This is a genomic window from Proteiniphilum saccharofermentans (assembly GCF_900095135.1).
In the GTDB taxonomy this organism is placed as follows: domain Bacteria; phylum Bacteroidota; class Bacteroidia; order Bacteroidales; family Dysgonomonadaceae; genus Proteiniphilum; species Proteiniphilum saccharofermentans.
Genome location: NZ_LT605205.1, coordinates 961,917 through 987,273, shown reverse-complemented (window position 1 = coordinate 987,273; position 25,357 = coordinate 961,917). Strand labels below are relative to the sequence as shown.

Sequence of the window (25,357 nt, the reverse complement as noted above, 5' to 3'; positions counted from 1 at the left end):
AGGAAATCTTTTTCCCTGTTTTTTCACACCTTTTCAAGTGAAATTTGTTATATATATATCAGCATTAAAACCCATGGTTATGAAACAGATATTTTATTTATTCGCAGCTTTGTCATTTATGGTTGCCTGTTCGGGCCCAAAAGGGATTGTAAAGATCGAACCGAACGGAAATGAAGTAGTGCAGGAAGATTCTGTCGAATACGAGTTGATTGTATTCGATACGGGATTCGAAACATGGTATGTGCTTCAGAATTCTCCGGCGAAATACCGTTCACAACAATATTATGAGAACTGGAACCACCAATATGTTTCGGCCTGGAATTATAATGCTACCCAGCCCCGAAGAAGATCATTCTTTCAGCCAATTTACGGGTATGAGCGGGGGGTGGATTATGGTTTTGAACTGAACCATAAATTGTTTTATTATTTTCAGTATGTAGAACATGTTTTGGGAATAGAGATTATGCCAAACGGTCCCAAAGGTTTAACTTTTTAAGGAAAGGGTGGAAGAAAATAGTTACTTTTGTTCAAAAATAGATCATTATGATAAGACGATATTTTTTTACAATAACTGTTTGTGCTGTTTCCTTTTGTGCCGTTCTGGCCCAATCCACACAAAAGCCTCCCTTGCATGGTAAACATTGGATGTCCATCACAGGAAAACCTTTAGCCGCCACAGCAGGATCGATGATTTTTCAGCAGGGAGGTAATGCGGTTGATGCGGCTTGTGCCATGCTGGCCGCCACCTGTACCATGTGGGATGTACTGAGTTGGGGAGGAGAAACCCAGGCACTGATTTATAATCCGATTAACGGTAAGGTTTTGGCAATAAATGCTCTGGGCGTGGCTCCCTCCGGTGCGACTGTTTCCTTTTTCAAGGATAAAGGATATGCTTTCCCTCCCGAATACGGCCCTTTGGCCGCCGTAACCCCGGGAACCCCGGGCGGATTATGTTATATGCTGGCGGAATACGGCACGTTGAGCCTGGAAGAAGTGTTGGCTCCGGCTATGGAGATGGCCAGGGGCTATCCGATAGATGCCCAAACGGCAAACAGTATAGAACGGAACAAGGAGCGCATTAAAGAATGGCCGTATAGTAAAGCCGTTTTTTTGCCCCATGCAGGTGGGCAAAGGGAAGCTCCGGCAGCCGGGGAGATCTTTGTACAGGAAGATCTTTTGCACACATTGGATAAGATGGTGGAAGCGGAACAGGAGGCCATCCGGCAGGGTAAGGACAGGAAAGAGGCGATCAAGGCGGCACAGGATCGTTTTTATAAAGGTGATATTGCCGAGGAATTCGTACGTGGAAGCCGGGAACAAGGCGGATTAATCACGCTTGAAGACCTGGCAGGATGGGAACCGATAGAAGAAGTTCCCCTACATACAACCTACAAAGACATAGAGGTCTATAAATTGCAGGAGTGGACACAGGGGCCCATGTTATTGCAGGCACTTAATATTTTGGAAAACTTCGATCTGCAGGAAATGGGATATAATTCGGCCCGGTATATCCATACGATTTATCAAAGCATGAATCTGGCCTTTGCCGATCGGGATTTTTACTATGGAGACCCTTATTTCTCTCCTGAATCGCCGATCCGGGGGTTACTCAGTAAAGAGTATGCCCGTGCACGATCGAAAGAGATTCGCCAAGATAAAAACGATAACCGGGTCATGCCGGGAAATCCTTACGCTTATGAAGGGAAAAACAATCCGTATGAAGCCTTACTGAAACAACGGAGTCATCTTACAGACACTACAATCATCGATCCGGAAGTAAAAGATTTTGTCCCCAGACATGATGCCGGCAGATACATTGTAGATGATGAACGGTTCTATCATGCGGAGATCTCGTCTGTCAACGGATATCAGGACAGACTTTACCAGGACAGACTTACCCGGGGAACGACCAGCATCGTGGCTGCCGATAAGGAAGGATGGGTGGTGTCGGTAACACCCAGCGGCGGATGGATACCCGCCTGTATAGCAGGACGGACGGGCATAGGTATGAGCCAGCGGATGCAAAGTTTTGTACTGGACTCTATACTGAATCCTTTTAATGTGGTAGAACCCGGTAAACGCCCCAGGGTAACCCTCACCCCTTCCCTGGCATTGAAAGATGGCAGGCCTTTCCTGGCTTTCGCGGTACAGGGAGGGGACACACAGGAACAAAACCTGCTCCAGTTTTTCTTAAATGTCGTCGAATTCGGCATGACTGTGCAACAAGCATCCGAGGCAGCGAACATTAATAGTAATCAACTGTGGCTTTCACTGGGCGGGATCCGATTCGAAGACCGTATGCCCAGACCCGGAAGCATACTGCTTCGCCAGGATACGAAGAAAGAGGTGATCTACGAATTAAAGAAAATGGGATATGAAATACAATTAGGGAATCGCACGAGCGGCCCCATTAATGCCATATTCTTAGACAATGAGCATGGATCCTTTTGGGGAGGGAGCAGTAATCATGGAGAGGACTACGGCATAGGATGGTAATGACTCTACGCTATGCCATTGAAAAAATGCCTACCGGGTTGAGGGCAAGGCGATGGAAAAGTAAACCAGTAGAACAAGCTCATTATGCAAATACCCGATAGCAATCAGATATACCCATTGAAAGATTACAACCGATTGGTTTTTTTAAAGAATATCATTAAATCGCCCAACATTATCGTAGGAGATTATTCGTATTATGATGACCATGAAGATGGGTTGAATTTTGAACAAAATGTCTTATATCATTTTGATTTTCTTGGAGACAAATTAATCATAGGGAAATTCTGCGCTATTGGCTCCAACGTCCAATTTATAATGAATGGAGCGAACCATAAAATGGATGGAATCTCGACATTTCCTTTCAATATTTTCGGTAGAAATTGGAGTGTAATTACACCCACACCGGAACAATTACCTTTCAAGGGGAATACCGTTATAGAAAATGACGTTTGGATTGGGTATAAAGCTACTATCATGCCTGGAGTCAACATCGGGAATGGTGCCATTATAGCTGCACATTCTGTCGTTACGAAAGATGTAGAGCCCTACTCAATTGTTGGAGGAAATCCTGCAAAGTTAATCCGTAAGCGGTTCACTGATGAACAAATAAAGAAATTGTTGGATATAGCATGGTGGAACTGGAATATTGAAAAAATTACTTCTGCACTTCCATTAATTGTTAACGGTGATATCCGTAAACTTGAAGAGTTTTATAAATCTTCAAAAGCATAATAAGGAAACGATAACCGTAAGTCTATCCTGCTTAGAGGAGCCCGTCAAATCGGAAAAACCCGGATCACGCAAGAGTTCGGAAAGAAATATTTCGACTATATGGTATAAAATAATGCAAATCATAACCCTTTACTACCAATCCACTTATCATCTTTTGTAATTTTTTAATTGTAATAATATTTATTACAATTAAAAATATACTTATATTTGCACCCGATATGAATAATACGAGATTTGCCACAGCAATACATATTTTGACCCTTCTGGCAAACGTTCCCGATGAATGGTTAAGTTCCGACTGGATTGCAGGAAGTATCAATATCAATCCTGTCATTGTCCGGAAGGAACTGGGTATATTACAAAATACAGGTCTTGTAATCAGCAGAAAGGGAAAAGAAGGCGGTTCGAAATTGAACAAGCCAAGCCATGAGATTTCATTGGCGGAGATTTACCTCTCTGTGAAGAACTCGGAAGTTTTGGGAAAAAAGAATGTAAGTCCCAACCCTAAATGTCCTATCGGTAAAGATATTAATAAGAACCTGGCGAAGTTGTTTGCAGAAACCGATCAATTGGTGACCGATTCTCTCAGGCATAAAACATTGAAAGATTTTGTAAAACAATTTCACTGATATTTTTTTAATATGATTATCCGCAGTTATTCCTAAAGAATTTAGCGGGAAAAAGTTATAAATAAGTTTCAAAAATGCTTGTGCAATTCACTGATATTCATTATATTTACATCGATAACGATATAAAGATTCAAGCTATGAATATCCTGGATTTTGCTATAAATTACCCCGATGAGGAATCCTGTCGGAAAAAATTCAAAGAACAAAGAGACCAAATGGGAGTAACCTGTCGGCATTGCAATTGTAAAGAACATTATTGGCTGGAAAACAAGCAGGCCTATGAATGCAAGCGTTGTCGCGCACGCCAAACCTTGCGTTCAGGCACCGTCATGCAGCACTCCAACCTGCCTTACCGTTACTGGTTCGTGGCCATGCACCTGCTCACGGCGACCAAGGGCTCCTTTTCCGCGGCGGAGCTGCAGCGCCAGCTGGGGCACAAGCGTTACCAGCCCATATGGGAAATGGTCAATAAACTGCGTGACGTGATGGGCAAACGCGATGATGAGTACACCCTTGAGGGAGCCATCGAGTTGGACGACGCCTTCTTTTCCACCGAAATATCCCTTCAAGAGAGGGACAAACCGTTGAAGCGCGGCCGCGGGAGCCAAAAAAAGACCAAAGTGCTGGTAATGGCTGAAAGCAAAACCGTTGAAAACCCCAAACCGGGTAAGAAACCCAAGAAGGTCAGATACCTGAAGATGAAAGTCATCAACGACTTGAAAGCCGGTACAATTACAAGGAATGTCAAAGAGCACGTTGAAAGCACGGCGGACCTGACCACCGATGACTCAACTTCTTACACTAAATTGAAAGAGCATGTCCATTCACATACGGCATCCGTTATTCCACACGAGGATCTTTCCAATGTGCTGCCCTGGGTCCATACCGCGATCAGCAATGCCAAACGACAGCTCTTGGGCGTGTATTACAAGATAAAACCGGAATACTTGCAATATTATCTCAACCAGTTCTGTTATAAATTCAACAGGCGTTACTTCGGGGAAAACCAGTTTGAAAGACTGTTGATAGCCGCTGTAACGTATGCTCCTGATTTCAAGTCAAGAATTTACAATAGGAACTATTGCGGATAATCATTTTTTTTAATTATAAATGTAACAGTTAATATTACAATTTGGATTTTATGAAAACAGGAATCACAGGAGCTACAGGCCAGTTAGGACGCCTGGTAGTAGAGAATTTGAAGAAAAAAGTGGCTGCGGAAAATCTGGTGGCATTGGTACGCACACCTGAAAAGGCATCGGATCTGGGTATTGAAACCCGTGCATTTGACTACGAAAAACCGGAAAGCTTAGCCGAAGCATTACATGGTATCGACCATTTGTTACTCATATCGAGCAATGAAATCGGAAAGCGCAGACAACAACACGAGAATGTAATAAAAGCCGCGCAACAGGCCGGGGTAAAATGGATTGTCTATACCAGCCTGTTACATGCCGACAGGTCGACTTTGAGCCTGGCGGGAGAGCACAAAGCGACAGAAGACGCATTAAAAGCATCCGGAATCGCCTATACCATTTTACGTAACGGATGGTACACCGAAAACTATACGGGCTCTGTTCCCGGAGCGGTGAAGGCCGGCGTTCTTGTCGGTAGTGCCGGTGAAGGAAAGATATCTTCGGCAACCCGTGAAGATTTCGCTGAGGCAGCAGCAGTCGTAGTGACGAGTGAAAACCAGCAAGGAAAAGTTTACGAATTAGCCGGAGATGACTATTTTACATTAACAGACCTGGCAGCAGAGATTTCCCGTCAGACCGGTAAAGAAATTCCTTATAAGAATCTTCCCGAAACAGAATATGCTGAAATGCTGAAAAGTTTCGGGCTACCGGAAGGAATGGCAAAGGCTATTGCAAGCTTTGATACCGGAGCATCTAAAAACGATCTGTTTGACGACAACAAGCAGCTCTCCAGATTGATCGGCCGTCCGACAACTCCTTTGATTCAATCAGTCAAAGACATATTAGGCCAATAAATAATTTGGTTATGGGCGAAAAGGTTTCTTTCCCGGAATTTTCGGGAACATCTTGCGGAAACGCACCAGATAGGTTTTAACATTACTACCGGCAATGATAAGCGTTACGGCCATAATAATCAATATAATCCCGGAGATGATGCGAAGGGTGAGAGTCTCACCAAATACTACAACCCCGAAAAATACCGCTGTTACAGGTTCAAGTGCGCCAAGTATAGCGGTTGGTGTGGAACCGATATACTGAATAGCGCTGGTGGTGCAAAGAAACGATATAGCTGTCGGGAAAACCGCCAGCGCTATAAGATTAAACCAGAGATACCATTTCTCCGGCATAATCAGGGTTGCCCCGAAATCAACACGTATCAGGAACAGAGAAAGTCCGAACAGCAAAATATAAAAAGTAATTTTGAGGGTAGCGACCTCTTTTAGTATGGGACGGTTCACTCCGACGATATAAATAGCGTATGATAAGGCCGAAGCCATCACCAGCAGGATCCCTGTCATGCTCAAAGTAGAGCCGTCCCCCCCACCCCCTTTAAAGAGCAATGCAATACCACCCAATGCCATCAAAATACACAGTATAGTCAGCAAGGTCATTTTCTCCTTGAAAAAGGCAACCATAATTAACGCTACCATAATGGGGTAAACAAACAACAGGGTCGATGCAATTCCGGCATCCATGAAATTATAACTCTGGAAGAGGGTAAGTGAGGAGAGAGCGACCAGAAGTCCCAAAGCAATTAGCGGTAGAATTTCCTTCTGTTGTATCTTGAAATCACGTCCACGTGCTTTGATCATAATCCCCAAAATAGGAATTGCAAACAGATAGCGGAAAAACAATACAGAATCCGGATCCATTCCTGTCTGATATAGAGGTAATGCGAATAGAGGATTCATTCCGTATGTGGCGGCAGCGATGGCCGCAAGTATATATCCTTTTGCTTTTCCGTTCATAATTTACATTTTCAATAAACGGATGCAAAAGTACAACATTTGGGGATAAAGAAATCCGGATTGAAGAAATAAAAGTATACTTAGTCGATTTCAAAACGTATCTTTGCACCCTGAAAAATAAAACAAGATTATGGTATTAGTCGATGGATTGGCCGTAGAGTTCGGGGGAGCGGCATTATTTTCGGACATCTCTTTTGTAATAAATCCCAAAGACCGCATTGCCCTGATGGGTAAAAACGGTGCGGGAAAATCCACATTGCTGAAAATTCTGGCAGGCGTGAGGCAACCGACCAGAGGGAGAGTTTCCACACCCAAAGATTTCACCATTGCGTATCTTCCGCAACACCTGATGACCGAAGATGAACGCACTGTTTTCGAGGAAACAGCACAGGCCTTTTCGCGTATCCATCAACTGGAAGAGGAAATTGCAAGCATCAACAACCAACTTACCGTACGCACCGATTATGAATCGGACGAATATATGCAACTCATCGAACGCGTTTCCGCATTGAGCGAAAAATTTTATGGTGTCGAAGAGATCAACTACGATGCAGCTGTGGAAAAAACGCTGCTTGGATTAGGATTTGTGCGAAGCGATTTCAACCGGATGACATCGGAATTCAGCGGCGGATGGCGTATGCGCATAGAACTGGCAAAAATCCTTTTGCAGGATCCTGACCTTATTTTGCTTGATGAGCCCACTAACCACCTCGATATCGATTCCGTTGAATGGTTCGAAGATTTCCTTATCAACAGTGCCAAAGCAGTGGTGGTTATTTCGCACGACCGTGCATTTGTAGATAATATCACCAACCGCACCATAGAAATTACCATGGGGCGTACTTACGACTACAAAGCAACCTACTCGCACTACCTTGAATTGCGGAAGGAACGCCGCGAACAGCAACAAAAGCAGTATGACGACCAACAGAAAATGATTGCCGAAACCAAAGAGTTTATCGAACGGTTTAAAGGTACCTATTCGAAAACATTACAGGTGCAGTCGCGTGTGAAAATGTTGGAGAAACTGGAGCTGGTGGAGGTCGATGAAGTGGATACATCGGCCCTGAAACTGCGATTTCCTCCGGCGCCGCGTTCGGGAAGCTACCCTGTTATTGCAGAGAATGTAAGTAAATCGTACGGTGAAAAATTGATTTTCAACGATGTGAATTTCACCATCGAACGGGGAGAAAAAGTGGCATTCGTCGGCCGCAACGGTGAAGGGAAATCCACACTCGTAAAATGTATCATGGAAGAAACCGGTTTCGAAGGGAATCTGCAATTAGGACATAACGTGAAGATCGGCTATTTCGCACAAAACCAGGCATCGCTTTTGGATGAGGAATTGACCGTTTTTCAGACCATCGATGATATTACCGTCGGCGATATCCGGACAAAAATCAGGGATATTCTGGGGGCATTCATGTTCGGACGGGAAGATATCGACAAGAAAGTGAAAGTTCTCTCGGGAGGCGAACGCACCCGCCTGGCGATGATAAAACTGCTGCTCGAACCGGTCAACCTGCTTATTCTCGATGAGCCGACCAACCACCTCGACCTGAAGACCAAAGATATCCTGAAACAGGCGCTGGTCGATTTCGATGGTACGTTGATTGTTGTATCGCACGACCGCGATTTCCTGAATGGTCTGGTGAAAAAAGTATACGAATTCGGCAACCGGAAAGTAGCCGAACATCTCGAAGATATCTACGGATTCCTGAAGAAAAAGAAGATGGAGAACCTCCGGGAAATAGAACGGAAATAGTTCGTTAAACAAGTGCAAAGTGCATTTATTTACTTTGCCGAAACCTGTTTTTTACGAAGCAGTGGGTTGTTTCTCGATTTATTAAAAATCATTCGTCCGCGATCAGTCCCTTTCCGCAATTTTCTACTTTCTTCTTCCGGTAGTTGAACCACCTGTTTGCATTCGTCGGAACAGCATCCGTCCATCTCTGCCGCACATTTTTCGCATTGGATAAATAACAGGTGACAGCCCTCGTTTTTACAGTTGGTATGTGTATCGCACGGCTCTCCACACTGGTGGCACCGGGCAATCACATCCTCCGTAATACGTTCGCCTAACCGTTCATCGAACACGAAATTCTTCCCTATAAATTTCACCGGAAGATTTTCTTCACGCGCTTTGCGAACGTATTCAATAATACCACCTTCCACATGGTACACGTTCTTAAATCCATTATGAAGCATATAGGCACTCGCCTTTTCACAACGGATACCGCCTGTGCAGTACATCACAATATTTTTATCCTTGTGCTCTTTCAGCATCTCCACCGCCATCGGCAACTGTTCGCGGAACGTGTCGGAAGGGACTTCAACCGCATTTTCAAAATGCCCCACTTCATATTCGTAATGGTTACGCATATCTACCACGACCGTGTCGGGATCCTGCGTGATCTCATTATACTCTTTGGCTTTGAGGTATTTTCCCGTCCTGGAAGGGTCGAATGCCGGATCGTCGATACCGTCGGCAACCACCTTGTTGCGCACTTTCATGCGTAACACCCAGAATGATTTGCCGTCGTCATCCACCGCGATATTCAAACGGATACCGTTCAACGCCGGATCGGCGCCATACAGGATATCACGAAAAGCATCCAGATTGCTTTCGGGGACGGAGATTTGTCCGTTAATCCCTTCATGTGCAATATAGACGCGGCCGAACACCTTTATGGCATCGAACTTTACATAAAGGTCATCCCTGAATTGACGCGGATCAGTAATATGAAAATATTTGTAGAATGAAATCGTAATACGAGGTTCAGTTTCCCGCAACATCCGCAACTTAAGTTCAGCGTTGGAAATACGATTATGAAGTACAGGCATGATAAATAAACTCTTTTTAAAAACTATTCCCACCGGACAGGTGCAGTCCAATCAGTCCAAAGTGTACCATGGATGAGAACAGCCGGAAATTCTGTGAAACGAGCATAAAAACCGTTCTTATACAAGAACATGACTAAAAGCGAGTTTCATATGACTAAAATGATAAACATATATGTGCCGGATTATCCCATTTACAGGATAACTATGCATTCGGCACGACAAAAATACAACAAGAATATCTATTATTTAGTTTATTCTGTAAAAGTTTATGATTTTCCATCGTATAAAAAGAGTAAAAAAACAGACCGTCTTTTTTATTTTGTATCTATGTAGAAAAATACCTGTTTCAGGCAACCATATCCGGAGTAGGTATTGTATCTTTGTGGTATGGATCAGACTGTTGACATGCAATATTGCCAGAGTTGCGGTATGCCGCTCCGGAAATATATATATCCATTGAAAAATAAAACCAGAATAGTATGTTAGAATTACCCGAAGTACTGACTCTCAGCAAACAGGCCAATAACATGCTGAGCGGCAAAACAATCACACAAGTGTTCAATGCCACCAAGCCGCATAAATTTACATTCTATAACGGCAACCCGAAGGAATACGGAAAACTGCTTGTCGGCAAAACCATACTTTCCTCCGAAGGGTATGGCATGTTTGTAGACTTCAGCCTTTCGGACAACGCCCTGATCAATATCGGCGACGGGGTTATTGCCCGTTATTACAATCCGGACGACAAGATACCTGCCAATTACCAGTTGTTGCTGACGTTCGATGACGGATCGTTCCTTGCGTTCTCAGTCGCCATGTACGGATTTATCAACGCCTATCCTGATCGAAATATCGATAATAAATATTACAAGTTAAGCAGGGAGAGTATTTCTCCGATAAGCAACGACTATGGTGAGGAAGAATTTGAAAAACTATTTGTCGAAGCGAAAAAAACATTGAGTGCCAAAGCCCTGCTGGCCACTGAACAACGTATTCCAGGTGTAGGCAACGGTGTGACGCAGGATATTTTGTTCAACGCGCGGATCAACCCAAAGCAGAAAATATCAATCCTGTCGGACAGGAAAAAGGAAGTTCTCTTCAAATCCCTGAAAGATACCCTGATAGATATGACCATTGAAGGTGGACGTGATACGCAGACAGACCTATACGGCAATAACGGAGGTTACCGGACAATCATGTCTGCCAAGACATGGAAAAATCCCTGTCCCCGCTGTGGCGGTACCATCGTAAAAGAAGCTTATTTAGGCGGTTCAGTTTATTACTGCCCCGAATGCCAAAGAATTGAAGAATAAATTATCTCTTCACAAAATCATTCCACCCCACTCTCCTCCTATTGTCTCCGGCATTACTTATACAAGGATGTTGGACAATTGGGTCTATTTTCCAATTTTCATAACAACACTTCTGCTAAAAAATATCTTCGGTCGCCGGCAAACGACAAATCCATTGTTTATCATTCTGATCACTATGCTTTTAAACACGTCTTTTGAGACGTGCATTTTCTGTTCAGAAATTAAAATTTCCGTATTTGGTTTCATTACTTCTTTCAGGGCCTGAATGATATGGTCTATGTGTTTCATTTCGTGGAAAGAGTAAAAGGCAAGGATAAAATCTACTTTCTCTGAAAATCCGAGGCTTTGTGGCTCGTTCTTAAGAATTTGGATTCGCTCTTTCAGTTCGCTGCCTTTCAACTTTTGTTTCAATATTTCAAGCATCCCTTCTTGCACATCAACCGCTATGACTTTTCCTTCTTCGCCAACTAATTTTGCAATTTCAAGTGTAAAAAAACCGGGGCCACAACCTAAGTCAAGGACTGTCATGCCTTGCCGAATATATTTCTTCAGTATTCTCCTCGGATTTTGCAGTAATCTGCGAAATCGGCTCTCCAACGCACTTGCGTTTTCTAACGGATGTAAATGTGTATTGTTTTGGTTATTCATTAGAAACCTTACTGTTTACTTATTACTGACAAAAGTAGTAGTTATTTGACAATCAGCAAAAATCAACTAATATGCAGGCATTAATAACAAAAAATAAAATTTCACACTGAGATATTTCAAAAATATCATCCGGGAAGTATATTACAATAAAATTGGCGGTATTGGACAACAATTATTATGTTGAATTGCATACCTTTGCCTTAAATAATAAAGAAGTATGCACAATACCATTGAAAATATATACACCAATAAAATAGAAAATTATGGAAAATAATTACATCACTCTTACAAAGGAAAACATTGACAAAGAGCATATTTGCTGTGCTCTTTCCGATAAAAAATGCAGGGAAGGCTATGAACTCAAAAAAGCATGGCTAAAGAAGGAGTTTGATAACGGATATGTTTTCAGGCGACTGGATGTACATGCAAAAGTCTTCATAGAGTACGTTTCCGCTGAAAAAGCATGGATTCCGGTCAGTGCACCCAACTATCTGATGATAAACTGTTTTTGGGTTTCGGGACAATATAAGGGAAAAGGCCATGCTAAAACACTACTTCAATCAGCCATTTCCGACGCAAGATCACAAGGTAAAAACGGGTTAGTCACCGTTGTCGGGACAAAGAAATTTCACTTTATGAGCGACACTAAATGGCTGTTGGGACAAGGGTTCGAGGAAGTGGAAAGATTACCAAATGGTTTTTCACTTCTGGTATTGAAGATAAATGCAACAGCACATAATCCCTGTTTTAAGGAATGTGTCAAAAGTGGAGAATGTCCGGAGAAAAATGGTTTGGTTGTTTATTATACCAACCGATGTCCTTTTACAGAATTTCATGTACATAATTCCTTAGTGGATGTCGCCGCAGAAAAAGGATTGCCTTTGAAAATAATAATCTTGAGTCTGCTCTGAAAACCCCATTTTTTCAAATTGCTGAAAAATGAAGTTTAACCGGACAAATGTGATTGTTTTTATTAATTGAAAGTATGTTTACAATAATATACATATTGAAACATAAATTAATTATATATTGTGGCAGTTTTTGCCAAAAAAGCGCTCTTTGACTTATTCGCGTCATATAATTCACTATCCTGACGAAGTTTATCCACAACGAGCGGGAGTATGCCCATAGTTTGTGCTTGGCAAGTGACCTGTAACGGCTCTTGTCATTCGGGTAATGGTATCCTAACTGGAAAATGCTTGCTTCGACATTGTTCCTGATATTTTTTTCATCTATCGGGATATCGTCCAATTTCTTCCTCAGAGCGGCAGCCCTGAGGTTATCCTCATCGAAGTAGCGGTATTTTCCTTCTTCAGTCTTGATCCTCCATTTCCTCTGTGTTTTGTCTTTGCGGAGTTTTACCCGTTGTGCCTGTATTGTTGTTCCTGTTTTGTTGTCGGTTACTATTAAATTGATTTCATTCTGTTCGTCCAAACGGATGTCATATCTCGGTGCGGGGCCTTGCATGCCTGTGAGTATCAGCTCGATGCCATTTTTATCGCTTTGGCAATACTCCTGATTATCAGCACTGTGGTAAGCCCCGTCGGCATATACTTTCTCTATTTTGTCGGATATTATTTCCTGTGTCCGATCCAGGGCTTGTTCAAGGAAGCCGTTGTCCGGAGCCGATGCCACCGTTACCTCGGTATCGGTTATCAGGTTCAATGCCGTATCTTTGTCATCTCCCGGTTGGTCGCATGTCTCGGTGACGTTCACCGAATACCCTTTGACCTTGTTGCCGTCTTTGTCACGGTAATGGCAGTCGGTGTCATGGGGTGACTGTATGGATTTGGCGCTGACTTTCTCCTTTTCCAGAGGAACGACAGTTTTGTCCCTGCCAACCGAGTATTGTTGTTCGAAAACCGCTTTAAGGGTCTGGTAATGACCATAGTCATGCTTCTTGAAGAGCCCTATAAAACGGTACATCAGTTTGCCCAGTTCAACGAACCTGGCATCAACCTCGGCCTTTGTACTGCGGTACACCACCTTGTTGCCCGTTTCACCCTGTATGCTTTCGATAAGGGAAAACATCTCTTTGGACAGGCTCTTATTGAAGATATGTTCCTCCCTTTCATTGATAAACAGACGCAGGGTTTCATGAATCAACTCGTAACGGGAGTACCAGGCGATATTGCTGCCGACCAGTTTACTGTCCATGCGCACCTGCTTGCCGCTCACCTCAAACTCCAATAGCTGGTCACGGGTGATTTGCCCCTGGCACTTTTTGAACAGGTCTTCGCCGTGTTCCCTTGCATAGTCAACCAGATGGCGACGGAAAAGGTAGTAAGTGGATGAAACAGGCTCAGCGTCCTCTAACGACATCAGACCCAGAGCACTGCGAACAAGTAAATTGTATGCGCAGTTCTCAAACAATTGTGCGTCGCTCCATCCCTGGCCTTCCTTGAGGATCATCATACCGACCAAAATACGGATAGAGGCATTAGGAGCCCCCGTTCCATTAGAATAAAGTGGTCTGAAAATAGACTCATCCACACGCATTACAACATGGTTTCGGAACCGGTTATGCCAGGAGTCATTTTTTAGGTATTCTTTCTTCTTAGAGTCTCTGAAGTACTCCGTCGGTGATGAAAAAATGCCCAATTGAGGGTTTTCGTCCGATTTTTTGAACATATTATACAGTTTTAAGCCCTACTAAGGTAGTGAATAATAGCTATATACGCAAATATTTCAAAGAACTTTTCAGGTGAAATTTACCTGATTTATAAAATTTATTGTACAAAAAATTTTAAACTAAATTATCACTCCGACTTTTCGGAGCGGACTCAAAATTAGAAACATTAGAACAAGCACAAACATCCCCTACTCCTGGGGTGTGATGGATATTAAAGACGGTGAAGCGACATTCAGCAATAATACGTTCACCTTCTGGTATGATTACATGCAGGGGACTATCCGCTATCGCATGAAGGGGACATTCAGAAAATAGGGATTCTTTTGAAGAAGAACCCGATCCCATAGATTCTGAATATCACTGAATATGGACGAATTTTCACTGTCAAATTCCTGAAATTCATCAATAATAAGGATGGAATAATCTTTCATTGCAGGTATTTTTACCTGAAAAAAGCAAAAAAAGAGCGCTGACAACCAATATATAAAATTTATTGTCAGCGCTTTAACCATTTGTTGATAATGGACGGAATATGAACCACAAGGCCAATCACCGTCCGACCAATATGTTAGCAAAGCCTGAAAATCCACGCCCACGAATTGTCCCCGTGATTTTTTCGATGATTTTCAACCTTCTGCAATTTTGTCAATGAACTACCTCACAAAGGTAAGGAATATTTGTGAAGATGCAATTATAAAAAAATTCCTGTCCGAAAAAAAGTAATAATTTCGGACAAAAACCAAACAGTTTAGAATATGTAAAAGTTCACAGTCTTGATTTACTGAACCGTGTAAATATCTCAATCATTGCTCTCCGGGGCTTGTATCTCGATTGATAATCATCGATCATCTGTCTTACAACCTTTTCACCTCCATCTATTTTGAGCATCGACTCGAAATGCTTGACACTGTTTTCATATACATCCCGACCGGTATTTCTCATGTATTCATCAACCGCTTGCTTGAAAAGGGCTACTGTTTCTTCCGGAAACTCATCGGCTATATGCTTGTAATATTGTTCTAAAATATTACAGCGGAGATGTTTCGTCAGGTATGCCAATAAACGTGCAGTCTGTTTCTCTTCCACAAAAATATCAGCAATACTTGAGATAAACCAATTGTTCCCTTTCTGGTAATGCTTTATCAACTTCTCATTTTCCGTAGCCCATTCGTCTTCTGAAAAAGTTGATTTATAGAGCCGGTAATATGTAAGGTGAAAAGCCCTATCAATAAACTTACGGGATATTCTCCGTATCTCTTTTGTATTGCTTTCTTTCCGGGCTATTTCCAACAGGTATTCATCCCAGCAAGAATGATATCCATTAAAACTGTTGTTCGTATCTTTACTTTGGATATACTCATTGATCAATCTTTTCGCCTCCTTGTATTTATTATCTGCGATCATCTCTTTGACAATAATTTGACGAAAGTCTTCGATCTGTAGATTTTCTTCAAGTATTCTCCGTGCGATCTGAGCGTCTCCTCGCTGCTTATAAAAGTCGATTTTCCGCTCCAGGATTTGTTTGGCTTCATAAGAGCTTTTATCCGAAAGATTGCTGAACAACCTATCTTGCATCGAAATATAGGCTTCAGGATCGGTATCTTGCGTCAGATTCATTAGCAGATCGTTAAACAGATTCCGGGTAACCTTGTCATATTTGTTCTTTCCTACCTCTTTTTTGCAATATGCCAAAAGTTCTTCCGCTGTTAAACAACCAGCTTCGTATGCTTTTTCAAGAATATCGAATGGCCCATACAAATACTCTTCACTGATATATCCATCCGGATCAACATCAATTCTCCTCGTCCATTCAGCATACTCTTCAAGACAGGCTTTGGCTATCAGGATTGCTTCCTTCCAATTATCCTGTTCAATATACTCTCTTGCCTTATTTAGCCATTGATCCAAAACGTCGATTTCAAAGCTGTCGTAATGATAATCGTATATATCATCCATATCAAAATCGATATCCTCCAAGGCACAACGTATGATTTCCGAATAATCAATATTTCCGTGCTGTTTTTGTTGAGGAGTTAATTCCAGCAAAACAGCCTGTTGGAATGAGCTATTGTGCGATCCGAAACGAATAACAAACTCCTGCAAATCATGCAAGGATATTCCCCTCACCACACTCTCAAACACAGGCTTTTCAGGTTTTACCTTGTTCCGGTGAATACGCTCATTGATAGATGCCTGCACTATCGGGATATGTTTGCAAGGATAATAGTCACTGGGGCAGGAGCATGAAAAATTCCGGGTATTTTTGCCGTCGGTTTCTATTTTTATGGTGTAGGTTCCATAGTTTCCCCGATACCTGGCCTTCCAAAAGTTTGGACTCGTTTCCTGTAATTCGATTATCTTGTTCATAAAGCGATAGTATATTGCTTACCGGGCAGGTTTAATAATAAATAGCGCATCGAAAAGAGGAGTTTTATGAATCAATTTGGCATGATTTGGACTGTATCTATTCCTTTCATCTATGGTAACAAGTCCAAGATGATAAAACAACACGTCGAATATCCTATATGAATAGCAATATGTAGCCACTTCCTCTTGTGAGCTATATCCCTCTGTAACTTCGCCAAGCAATAAGGGGAATGCTTTAAAATATTTATCGGAATAGAATGTATCTTTTTGGTCTTTCTTCCCGTATTTATGCAATAGCACAAGATTAAAACCGAGACCTACATATCCGATATTTTCAGACGAATAGAAATCGAAATAGGCGGGATTATATTTTGTAAACATCACGATTAATAAGCCCGACAACAACTTGCGGTTATCCTTCATGAATTCCTTTCCTTTCTTTGTCAAAGAAAGAGTATTGTTACGTTTCTTTACTGCCCCCATCAATTCTACAGCTATTCTTGCCATTTGGACAGAGACAGAATCTTTCTCCGTACGCAATTTAACGATACCACTCTGGATATGAGGTTCAGGGGCTCCCGCGGAATACACTTCCTTCACGATACGTGGTGGAAGGTTCCCCGTTTGGGTTAACTTAAGATTTTCTTCCTTTTCGATAATTTCCAGTAATTCTTTTATCTGCCGGAATAACGGCACGGAATTACAATCTTCATCGACAAAATTTGCCAATTGAACAGGGCAGTTCTCTCCAAACAGATTATGCATGATCTGTTGCATTTGAGTAGGAGAATAACCATCGAAATGTGCTATCGGGCGACTATTTTCAATTTGCATCCATTCGGCAAGAAATCCGTTGAGTTGTTCGATAGTTGGAGTGCCGATACCTGTTTCCCGTATCCGTTTTTCAACGTATTTTTGTAGTTCCTCTTTCTTATTCATAAAATTCACTTTTTCAATAACTCTAAAAAGATGATGCCCCGTTTGGTTATACGAAGTTTTTGTTTCGGATGATTTTTATTTCCCGGAATAGTATTCTCTATGAGTTTATCTTTTGTCAACTTAGCTAATATCTTATATAATTGGCCTGAAACTTGTTTCTGACCAAGAGCTTCCGAAATTTCTTTTCGAGAAAGAGGCGCATCTACTATTTTGAATAGTACTTCAGAATATAATGTAGGGTTATATAACTCCTGCTGCAACTCCTGCTGTAACTCCTGCTGTAACTCCTGCTGCAACTCCCCCTGCAACTCTTGCCCTAATTCTTGCTGCTCTTGCTCTGAAATATAATTCAGTTTCACAAACTGCACCTGAAAAGATAATCCCGTTTCTTTCCAGCGAAATTCGATTTGAGGATATTCTTTCAATTCATCGGCTATAAGCTTCAATCCATTCCCCCATTGATCAATAATTCCCATTCGTTTGAAAACAGGTGCGATAACTTTGTTGCGGGCATCACTCTGCCTACTCTCCATGGCAGCATAATCAATCGAAGGAGGTAAAAGCCCCGGACTTGTTATTTCGACCATATCGTCATAAATAGCCACTTTAATATCTTTTCCGGAAAGGGATAGATCCCTATGAACCACGGCATTCCGGATGGTTTCTCTTATCGCTTTTACCGGATATTCCCAACGGGAAACGGTATAAATCCCCTCCACAACAGCACCTTTGTTTATATGGCGCAACACAAAATTATAGGCTTCCTCCGCTTGTGTAGCGATATTGGTCAAAATGCTTTTCTGATCAATAAATTCTTCCGAAGTAACTCCTTTGAATCTTGCACATTCCACCTTGACAAAAGGAAACAGTGAACGACGAAGCTCATCATCAGAGAATAAGACCAAAGCATTCGTCGGGTATTCCGTTCCATTCACCTTTTTGACAAGTTCCAACTTACGAAGGGCTTGCGTGTCCAGAGCCTCTCCGGTTTTATCCTGATATTCCTGCTTGAAATTCTCAATGTTTAACTCTCTTGCAGGCTTATCCATTACCAGTTCACTATCGAATGATATGTTTCGTTTCCTGCGCTCCAATTCCGCTATGATTTCCTCATCTGCCAATCGATTAGATGAACCAACCCGAATATAAGTTCCTTTCAGCTTTCCCTTGTCTTTCCGATAATAAGGCAACGCACTACCACGATACACCGTTACCCGTATAATATGCTTGTCATCTTCTGTCAGAAAAGTGATATCCGGTAAAATTGCCGGATAACACCGATCAAATATAATATTGCTGATCTGCTCCTCAATTTTCACAAGCTCTTCCTCCGGAAGTCCGACAATTTCTCTCGGATCATTCCGAACACCAATATACAGTTCACCTCCGGCATCATTTGCAAAGGCAATGATGGTATTTGCCAAATCAGCATTCTCAGGAAGAGTTTCTTTGAACTCTAACCGCCTGCCTTCGGGCTGTTTTATGATTTCTTTGATTGACATCGTATTAAGTCTCATGCTAAGTATTTATTTCACGTGCTTTTTAAATCCAATTATCTGAATTGATTAATGGTATTGTCTTGCATACAATGGTTATCAAATTGAGGCAAAAATAGTAAAATTTCTTTGGCTTTGAAATATTTCTTCATATTCAGAAAAACAAGACCAGAGTAATACAAACAGGAATATGCAACATAACAAAAGACAAAACGCTTGATAATCTATCGATTATCAAGCGTTTAGCGGTATGGACGGGACTAATACCAAAATCCTCATAAAATATCATAAAATGTCAAATTGCAGTATATCAATACTTTATTCTGAATATTTTTTCATAAAATATCTTCAAATATCCTTTGATATATCAAAAACTGGGTGTAATTTTGGGTGTAAATTTTCAAGCACCCAGATTTATGAATATTAAGAGAAATGTGATTTTTGCATTAGAGAGCAGAAAGAAGAATGGAAAGCCAATTGTGGACAATGTACCCATTAGAATGCGTGTGATTTATAACAATAAGCGAGTGGAATTCACTACCGGTTATCGAATTGATGTGTCCAAGTGGGACTCGGATAAGCAACGAGTGAGGAATGGTTGTACCAACAGGTTAAAACAATCATCTTCGGAAATAAATAGTGACCTATCTGACTACTTTTCTGAAATTCAGAAAATATTTAAGGAATTTGAGTTAAGAGAAGAAATTCCATCTCCGACTCAACTTCGTGAAGCATTTAATCTTGCAATCAAGAAAACAGAATCGGAGGAAAATTTCAATCAAGAAGAACAATTATTATCCTTTTGGAAAATATTCAATGAATTTGTTTCTGAAAACAGCAAAAGGAACAATTGGGCAAATGGAACTCTGCAAAAATTCAATGCCTTAAAAAAGCACATTGAAAGATGGAAATCTAATCCAACAATGGATGATTTTACGGAAAAAGGACTTAGCGATTTTGCTGATACTTTGCTCAAGCAAGATTTGAAAAACTCCACTATAGACAAGCAAATTGGACTTTTAAAATGGGTGCTTCGCTGGTCTGCATCTAAGAATTTGACATCGGATAATGCTTTTATTAACTTCAAACCCAAATTAAAAACCGCACGGAAAACAGTCGTATTTTTGGATGCTCAAGAGTTAAAACAACTAACAGATTTTGAGATACCTGAAGATAAAAAATACTTAGAAAAGGTTCGTGATATTTTTCTATTTTGTTGCTACACGAGTTTACGTTATTCAGATGTTTGCAATTTATGCCATTCAAACATAAAAGACTCTTACATAGAAATAGTTACGGTAAAAACCAATGACAGAATTGTCATTGAATTTAACGATAAAAGCAAAGCCATATACTATAAATATAAAGATTTTCACTTTGAGGGCAAAAAGGTATTTCCCGTAATATCCAACCAAAAAATGAACGATTATTTGAAAGATTTGGCAGAACTGGCTGGGCTTAATAATCCGGTACATCAAACGTATTACAAAGGAAGTGAACGTATTGAAACAATTCTGCCTAAATATGCTGTTATAAGTACTCATGACGCCCGTCGTACTTTCATTTGCAACGCCCTTTCACTCGGCATTCCGGCTAACGTGGTGATGAAATGGACGGGACACAGCGATTATAAAGCAATGAAGCCCTACATTGATATTGCGGATGATATTAAAGCGAGTGCCATGAGTAAATTTAATCAGTTATAAGGACGGATTGAGAGTTTTTCTGTGCATTTAATTGTGGTTACATAAACCCTCATCATTACATCTATACATGAAAAATACCATAAAATATAAAAATACTGCATGTATGTCTGTAATATTTGCTACATTTGCAGAGAACTAAATTTATAAAGCAATTAATATGTCTAAATTTCCAACCGTACTCTACCGCAGAGATATTTATATTGAACGCATAAAGCCATTTATGCAGACGCCCATCGTAAAAGTAATGATTGGGCATCGAAGGGTAGGCAAGAGTTATATTCTTTATCAACTTATTGAGGAGATAAGGAAAAAAGAGCAAGATGCTAACATCATTTATATCAACAAGGAAGATATTGCCTATGTGGATATTGTGTCGGCAAAAGATCTGCACGATTATATCGCACCGCGATTGACTGATAAAAAGAAAAACTACATTTTTATTGATGAAATTCAAGAAATAGAGGACTTCAAAGTAGCCGTCAGATCCTTGGCACTTGATGATAACAATGATATCTACATAACAGGAAGCAACTCACAGATGTTCTCAAGCGATTTAGCTAATGAGCTTGGTGGCAGATATGTAGAGTTTAAAATATACAGTCTTTCCTATACAGAGTTTTTGAACTTTCACGAACTTCTTAATGACGATGAGTCGCTTGAAAAATACATTCATTTTGGAGGATTGCCTTACTTAATCCACTTGCCAATGCGTGAAGAGGTGGTAATGGAATACATTCGCTCGGTTTATTCAACCATTGTTCTTCGTGATGTTGTTGCTCGCAATAATATCCGCAATACAGCCTTTTTAGAACAATTAATCCGTTTCTTGGCAGATAATATCGGAAGTCTCTTTTCTTCAAAAAGCATTAGTGATTTTTTGAAAAGTCAAAATATACGAATGTCGCCAACGTTGGTGTCCGAATATGCAGACTCTCTGGCTTCGGCATTTGTGGTTCATCGCTTAGGACGTTATGATATTGTTGGGAAACGTTTATTTGAACGTGGCGAAAAGTACTTTTTCGAAAATATGGGAATCCGCAATGTGGTGGCGGGCTACAAACCGCAAGATAGAGCAAAACGATTGGAAAATATCGTATGCAATCATCTTTTATATTGTGGCTATGAGGTGACTGTGGGTACACTTTCAACCGAGGAAATAGATTTTGTCTGCACACGAGCCGGTGAAACTCTATATGTACAAGTGGCAGTTGAATTGTCTAAACCCGAAACTATCGCCAGAGAATTTGGCAATTTGTTGAAGATAAAAGACAATTATCCCAAAATAGTAGTATCCGGCGAACGTTCATTCGAAAATACTTACGAAGGAATAGAACACATTTACATTCGAGATTTTTTGACTTCTTCTGTTACTCCTAAAATTGTGTAAACAAAGAAAACATTACTCGACGCCCTGGCATAGATGATTATAAAACTCCTACCAATGAGGAAATTAAACATATTTCCGCCTGAATTTGCAAGTTTTTTTGATGAATGATTTTGATAAAACAGTAAATGATTATTTTAATTTGCGCAAGAGGTTCTTGCGTGAATTAAAAATTACTCAAATACCAATAAAACAATGCTCAATATTGCCGACATCCTTCCCCGATACACCCAACTCAATACAATTGTAGCAGAAGTTTCACGCAGACAATCGATTGAGTTTATTCAACAGCAGTTAGTTGTGGATTTCTATACTCAATTCAATAATATCCAAGCATTTGAAGCGATGCTGATTAGTTTGACGATGCAAGCCGAATCGGAACGTTACAAAACTTTGACAGAAAGCCTTTCGACTGAAATACAGAATAATATCCGGCTTATTTCATCAAATAATAACGTGCTTGAAAACTTGAATATAGAAGAAACTTGCGATAAATTTGCCAATCAATACGATACCCAAATCAGCGACCAACTGCACATAACTCAACAACATTGGAAAGAGTTGAGCGAGGTAAACAATTCATTAGATGCCATTGGTTTTCGTCAACACACCGAACAAGAAGAAATACGCCTTTGGGAAAGGCACGAAACATTGAGCGAGAAATACAATTCTGAAAAAACGATACTGGATGAATGGTATGAAAAACAAAACATTGCAAGAAAAACGGCTGAGAAATATCGAGAAAATTATTTTCCTAAACTTCTATCGCTGAGCAATAAACTAATACACTATATTAGCCCTCAAAAAAACCGAGCAGTAAAAAATAAAAGTTATTTTTACAACTGCTATGGAAAAGAGGGAATTTTACATCGAAAATCAAGGCTGAAATAGTTTTATCCTTGTTGCGTGGAGAGGATCCGGAGCTGCTTAGCCGTGAATACGGAGTTACTCTGGCTGATATCAACCTTTGGCGGGATCAATTTATCGAGAGTGGTACCGACGGGTTCAAGCGTAAACCCGACGATTCGAGGCTGGGTGCTGCCGAGCGTAAGATCGGGCAACTGCAGATGGAGCTCGAACTCACAAAAAAAAAGAACGAATTGGCAGCAAAACTAAAAAGGAAATAATCTCCATGCTGATAGAGGAACATTATCCATTAACCGGGAAACCATATCCGAAGCGTTTGATATTCAAGGTAGTCGGCTACAGCAGCAGCACCTGGTATGAAAACCCTACTCCCAAAACAGGGAAACGGGGCAGAAAACCCAAGCATAGCGATGAAGAGGTTTTACAGGAGATTAAGGAAGAAATTAAGAAGAGTACATTCAACGCTGAAGGTTATCTGAAAGTGAAAAACCGCATGGGTAAAAGGAAGATAAACGCTCTGGTAGCCGGCAAGGCACGTGTGAACCGCATCATGCGGGAAAACAACCTGCTGAGCCCCTACAGAAGGCCCGGGGAGACGAATAAGCGCGAACATGATGGTACTATAATCACGGATGCACCCAATGTCATGTGGGCCACTGATGGGAAGAAGTTCTGGATTGATGGGTCAGGTTGGCATTGGTTCTTTGGTGTGATCGATCACTTTAACGATGAGATTATCTCATGGCATATTGCAAGGAAAGGCAACCGTTTTGCCGCCATGGAGCCTGTTAGGGCCGCTGTACGGAAGACTTTCGGTTCGGTAGGTAAGGATGTGTGTAAAGGAATGAAGTTGCAATTAAGAAGCGACCATGGCTCGCAGTATGACTCTGCTGATTTTATGAATGAAATGAAATTCCTGGGATTGGAGATGTCCAAAGCGTTTGTACGGTCACCGCAATGCAACGGGATAATAGAGCGGTTTCACCGCACCCTGGAAGAACAGGTGTTGCAAACAGAAACATTTTCTTCTTTTGAGGAAGCTTATAACAGTATTAATCAATTTATTAATGATTACAACACGGATTGGATACTTCATAGACTGGAATACTGTTCACCTGTAGAATACAGGGAAAAGTACGCTGAAAACCAGCGAAAAGAAAATGATGACATACCATCGGGCAATAAGGATCCTGAGGTTCAGCTTGTCCTCATTTCAAGTGGCTCAATGCCACGAAGAAATGAAATAGCTCTTCAGGCAATGGTAAAAGGGGCAATTACTTACAGTAACACCCCTTCTATAAATCCTTCGGTATAATATATCACCATCGGATCAGCTTGTCCGATACAAAAGTAATAAAAAAGATTAAATACAATTAATGTGCTCGGTTATTACGGGCTGAATTGGAATAATATGGGAGCATGTATATATTGCGGAAAAAGCGCAGGAATATTCCGAGGTGTGCATAAAAAGTGCGAAGAGGATCACGCAAGAAAAGAGGATGAGCGGAAAAGGAAAGAAGAGATAGTGCTTAGGACTTTTCAAAATTCGATATACGAATTAATTATTTCTGGTTTTGATAAATCGGATGTGATGCGTAAAATTGAAAACGTTGAACCAGATATGGGATTTATCCCTGTTTATAAAGCGATGAAGAATTCCTTTGATAGAAGCGGTGGATACATTATTAGATGATGGCGTATTAAGTGATAAGGAAAAGAGTAATTTAGATAGATTCGTTTCATTTTATTCTGATCAGTTCAAGAAGCTAAAAGCTAAGCATGGATGGGATGTTGTTAGCGAAATTGACAATATACAGGATGGAGAACAGTATCAAAGGTTTATCAAAGGAGCCATCCTTTCAGATATCATAAATGGTCGACCGTTAGAAAAAAGATTTACTATTAATGAATCGCCTATTATTTTCCCAAAAGGCGAATCTCCGTTGTGGCTATTCAATAATGTAGGATATTTCACATACAAGACTAAAACTGAATATAGAGGGAGTTCAGACGGCATTAGCATTAGGATCGCAAAAGGATTGTATTACAGGACTGGAAGCTTTAAAGGGAATCCAATCAGGACAGAGGTGTTAGAGAAAAAGAAAGATGGATCCTTAATATTGACAACAAAGAACATTTATTTTTATTGTGGAGGATCGCTCGAGAAAACACCTCTATCCAAGATAATACTTGCCCAGACTTTTGCCGATGGAATTTTAATTCAAAAAGATGGAATGAGAGAAAAGCCTAAAATCTTCAAGCATGTTGATTCATGGTTTATTTCCAATGTTATATCGAATCATGAAAATATACCATAATTACTTCATTTATTGATCCCTTTTTATTATTTTTGTAAACCA

Annotated in this window: 23 protein-coding genes and 1 pseudogene; 17 read left to right on the top strand and 7 right to left on the bottom strand. The window is 40.9% G+C overall.

Annotated elements, in window-relative coordinates; translation table 11 throughout:
* The first annotated feature begins 79 nt into the window (after positions 1 to 79).
* The 6 genes from PSM36_RS03920 to PSM36_RS03895 all read left to right on the top strand — a co-directional run bounded on the left by PSM36_RS03920 (position 80) and on the right by PSM36_RS03895 (position 5,847).
* Positions 80 to 496 (top strand): DUF6146 family protein, encoded by a 417-nt coding sequence (locus tag PSM36_RS03920; protein ID WP_044060180.1) that lies wholly within the window; start codon positions 80 to 82, stop codon positions 494 to 496.
* Positions 497 to 543: 47 nt separating this feature from the next.
* Positions 544 to 2,496: a gamma-glutamyltransferase family protein gene (locus PSM36_RS03915; protein ID WP_076929037.1), complete on the top strand. Its 1,953-nt coding sequence runs from the start codon at positions 544 to 546 to the stop codon at positions 2,494 to 2,496.
* 84 nt (positions 2,497 to 2,580) lie between these two features.
* Positions 2,581 to 3,228 carry a Vat family streptogramin A O-acetyltransferase gene (locus PSM36_RS03910; protein WP_076929035.1) on the top strand — a complete coding sequence of 216 codons (648 nt, stop codon included), beginning with the start codon at positions 2,581 to 2,583 and terminating at the stop codon, positions 3,226 to 3,228.
* A 218-nt stretch (positions 3,229 to 3,446) separates the two neighbouring features.
* On the top strand, positions 3,447 to 3,857 hold the full coding sequence (locus PSM36_RS03905) for an Rrf2 family transcriptional regulator (RefSeq protein ID WP_076929032.1): 411 nt from the start codon (positions 3,447 to 3,449) through the stop codon (positions 3,855 to 3,857).
* A 137-nt stretch (positions 3,858 to 3,994) separates the two neighbouring features.
* Complete coding sequence (locus PSM36_RS03900; protein ID WP_076929706.1) at positions 3,995 to 4,948, top strand: IS1595 family transposase; 954 nt, start codon at positions 3,995 to 3,997, stop codon at positions 4,946 to 4,948.
* Positions 4,949 to 4,998: 50 nt separating this feature from the next.
* A complete protein-coding gene (locus PSM36_RS03895) occupies positions 4,999 to 5,847 on the top strand; it encodes an SDR family oxidoreductase (RefSeq protein ID WP_076929030.1) in 849 nt (282 codons plus the stop codon).
* 9 nt (positions 5,848 to 5,856) lie between these two features.
* On the opposite strand, the gene PSM36_RS03890 is transcribed toward PSM36_RS03895, so the two are convergent.
* Positions 5,857 to 6,801, bottom strand: a complete 945-nt coding sequence (locus tag PSM36_RS03890) for a DMT family transporter (RefSeq protein ID WP_076929027.1) — start codon at positions 6,799 to 6,801, stop codon at positions 5,857 to 5,859.
* Between the two features lie 130 nt (positions 6,802 to 6,931).
* Between PSM36_RS03890 and PSM36_RS03885 the strand changes: the two genes are divergently transcribed.
* Positions 6,932 to 8,566, top strand: a complete 1,635-nt coding sequence (locus PSM36_RS03885; RefSeq protein WP_076929025.1) for an ABC-F family ATP-binding cassette domain-containing protein — start codon at positions 6,932 to 6,934, stop codon at positions 8,564 to 8,566.
* 29 nt (positions 8,567 to 8,595) lie between these two features.
* Here the strand turns inward: PSM36_RS03885 and trhO are convergent, their stop codons facing one another.
* Complete coding sequence (gene trhO / locus PSM36_RS03880) at positions 8,596 to 9,645, bottom strand: oxygen-dependent tRNA uridine(34) hydroxylase TrhO (protein WP_076929023.1); 1,050 nt, start codon at positions 9,643 to 9,645, stop codon at positions 8,596 to 8,598.
* 479 nt (positions 9,646 to 10,124) lie between these two features.
* Between trhO and PSM36_RS03870 the strand changes: the two genes are divergently transcribed.
* Positions 10,125 to 10,958 carry a DNA-formamidopyrimidine glycosylase family protein gene (locus PSM36_RS03870; RefSeq protein WP_076929019.1) on the top strand — a complete coding sequence of 278 codons (834 nt, stop codon included), beginning with the start codon at positions 10,125 to 10,127 and terminating at the stop codon, positions 10,956 to 10,958.
* Positions 10,959 to 11,042: 84 nt separating this feature from the next.
* On the opposite strand, the gene PSM36_RS03865 is transcribed toward PSM36_RS03870, so the two are convergent.
* A complete protein-coding gene (locus tag PSM36_RS03865) occupies positions 11,043 to 11,606 on the bottom strand; it encodes a class I SAM-dependent methyltransferase (RefSeq protein WP_076929017.1) in 564 nt (187 codons plus the stop codon).
* A 263-nt stretch (positions 11,607 to 11,869) separates the two neighbouring features.
* Between PSM36_RS03865 and PSM36_RS03860 the strand changes: the two are divergent.
* Positions 11,870 to 12,514, top strand: a pseudogene (locus PSM36_RS03860) (GNAT family N-acetyltransferase); the annotation flags it as partial.
* Between the two features lie 16 nt (positions 12,515 to 12,530).
* Here the strand turns inward: PSM36_RS03860 and PSM36_RS03855 are convergent.
* The gene (locus tag PSM36_RS03855) at positions 12,531 to 14,237 is read right to left on the bottom strand and encodes a transposase (protein WP_076929013.1); all 1,707 of its coding nucleotides are present in this window, start codon (positions 14,235 to 14,237) and stop codon (positions 12,531 to 12,533) included.
* Between the two features lie 205 nt (positions 14,238 to 14,442).
* Between PSM36_RS03855 and PSM36_RS17290 the strand changes: the two genes are divergently transcribed.
* Positions 14,443 to 14,553 (top strand): hypothetical protein, encoded by a 111-nt coding sequence (locus PSM36_RS17290; protein ID WP_154670957.1) that lies wholly within the window; start codon positions 14,443 to 14,445, stop codon positions 14,551 to 14,553.
* A gap of 450 nt (positions 14,554 to 15,003) precedes the next feature.
* Here the strand turns inward: PSM36_RS17290 and PSM36_RS03845 are convergent, their stop codons facing one another.
* Genes PSM36_RS03845 through PSM36_RS03835 form a run of 3 tightly spaced genes read right to left on the bottom strand, consistent with a single transcriptional unit; the run spans position 15,004 to position 19,046 of the window.
* Positions 15,004 to 16,605 carry a hypothetical protein gene (locus tag PSM36_RS03845; protein ID WP_076929010.1) on the bottom strand — a complete coding sequence of 534 codons (1,602 nt, stop codon included), beginning with the start codon at positions 16,603 to 16,605 and terminating at the stop codon, positions 15,004 to 15,006.
* An 18-nt stretch (positions 16,606 to 16,623) separates the two neighbouring features.
* Positions 16,624 to 17,544, bottom strand: a complete 921-nt coding sequence (locus tag PSM36_RS03840; protein WP_076929008.1) for a hypothetical protein — start codon at positions 17,542 to 17,544, stop codon at positions 16,624 to 16,626.
* A gap of 5 nt (positions 17,545 to 17,549) precedes the next feature.
* Positions 17,550 to 19,046, bottom strand: coding sequence for an RNA-binding domain-containing protein (locus tag PSM36_RS03835; protein WP_076932028.1), 1,497 nt, complete (start codon positions 19,044 to 19,046; stop codon positions 17,550 to 17,552).
* A 410-nt stretch (positions 19,047 to 19,456) separates the two neighbouring features.
* On the opposite strand from PSM36_RS03835, the gene PSM36_RS03830 reads away from it, so the two are divergent.
* The 7 genes from PSM36_RS03830 (at position 19,457) to PSM36_RS03800 (ending at position 25,315) form a co-directional block, all read left to right on the top strand.
* The gene (locus tag PSM36_RS03830; protein WP_076932027.1) at positions 19,457 to 20,746 is read left to right on the top strand and encodes a site-specific integrase; all 1,290 of its coding nucleotides are present in this window, start codon (positions 19,457 to 19,459) and stop codon (positions 20,744 to 20,746) included.
* A gap of 157 nt (positions 20,747 to 20,903) precedes the next feature.
* Positions 20,904 to 22,133, top strand: a complete 1,230-nt coding sequence (locus PSM36_RS03825) for an ATP-binding protein (RefSeq protein WP_076929005.1) — start codon at positions 20,904 to 20,906, stop codon at positions 22,131 to 22,133.
* A gap of 192 nt (positions 22,134 to 22,325) precedes the next feature.
* Complete coding sequence (locus PSM36_RS03820; RefSeq protein WP_076929002.1) at positions 22,326 to 23,021, top strand: hypothetical protein; 696 nt, start codon at positions 22,326 to 22,328, stop codon at positions 23,019 to 23,021.
* A gap of 8 nt (positions 23,022 to 23,029) precedes the next feature.
* Entirely contained in the window at positions 23,030 to 23,257 is a 228-nt protein-coding gene (locus tag PSM36_RS03815) for a hypothetical protein (protein ID WP_083710918.1), read from the top strand.
* Between the two features lie 5 nt (positions 23,258 to 23,262).
* Complete coding sequence (locus PSM36_RS03810) at positions 23,263 to 24,312, top strand: integrase core domain-containing protein (protein WP_076928998.1); 1,050 nt, start codon at positions 23,263 to 23,265, stop codon at positions 24,310 to 24,312.
* A gap of 96 nt (positions 24,313 to 24,408) precedes the next feature.
* The gene (locus PSM36_RS03805; RefSeq protein WP_076928996.1) at positions 24,409 to 24,690 is read left to right on the top strand and encodes a hypothetical protein; all 282 of its coding nucleotides are present in this window, start codon (positions 24,409 to 24,411) and stop codon (positions 24,688 to 24,690) included.
* Positions 24,671 to 25,315: a hypothetical protein gene (locus PSM36_RS03800; protein ID WP_076928989.1), complete on the top strand. Its 645-nt coding sequence runs from the start codon at positions 24,671 to 24,673 to the stop codon at positions 25,313 to 25,315. Before PSM36_RS03805 ends, PSM36_RS03800 begins: the two co-directional genes overlap by 20 nt.
* Positions 25,316 to 25,357 lie beyond the last annotated feature (42 nt).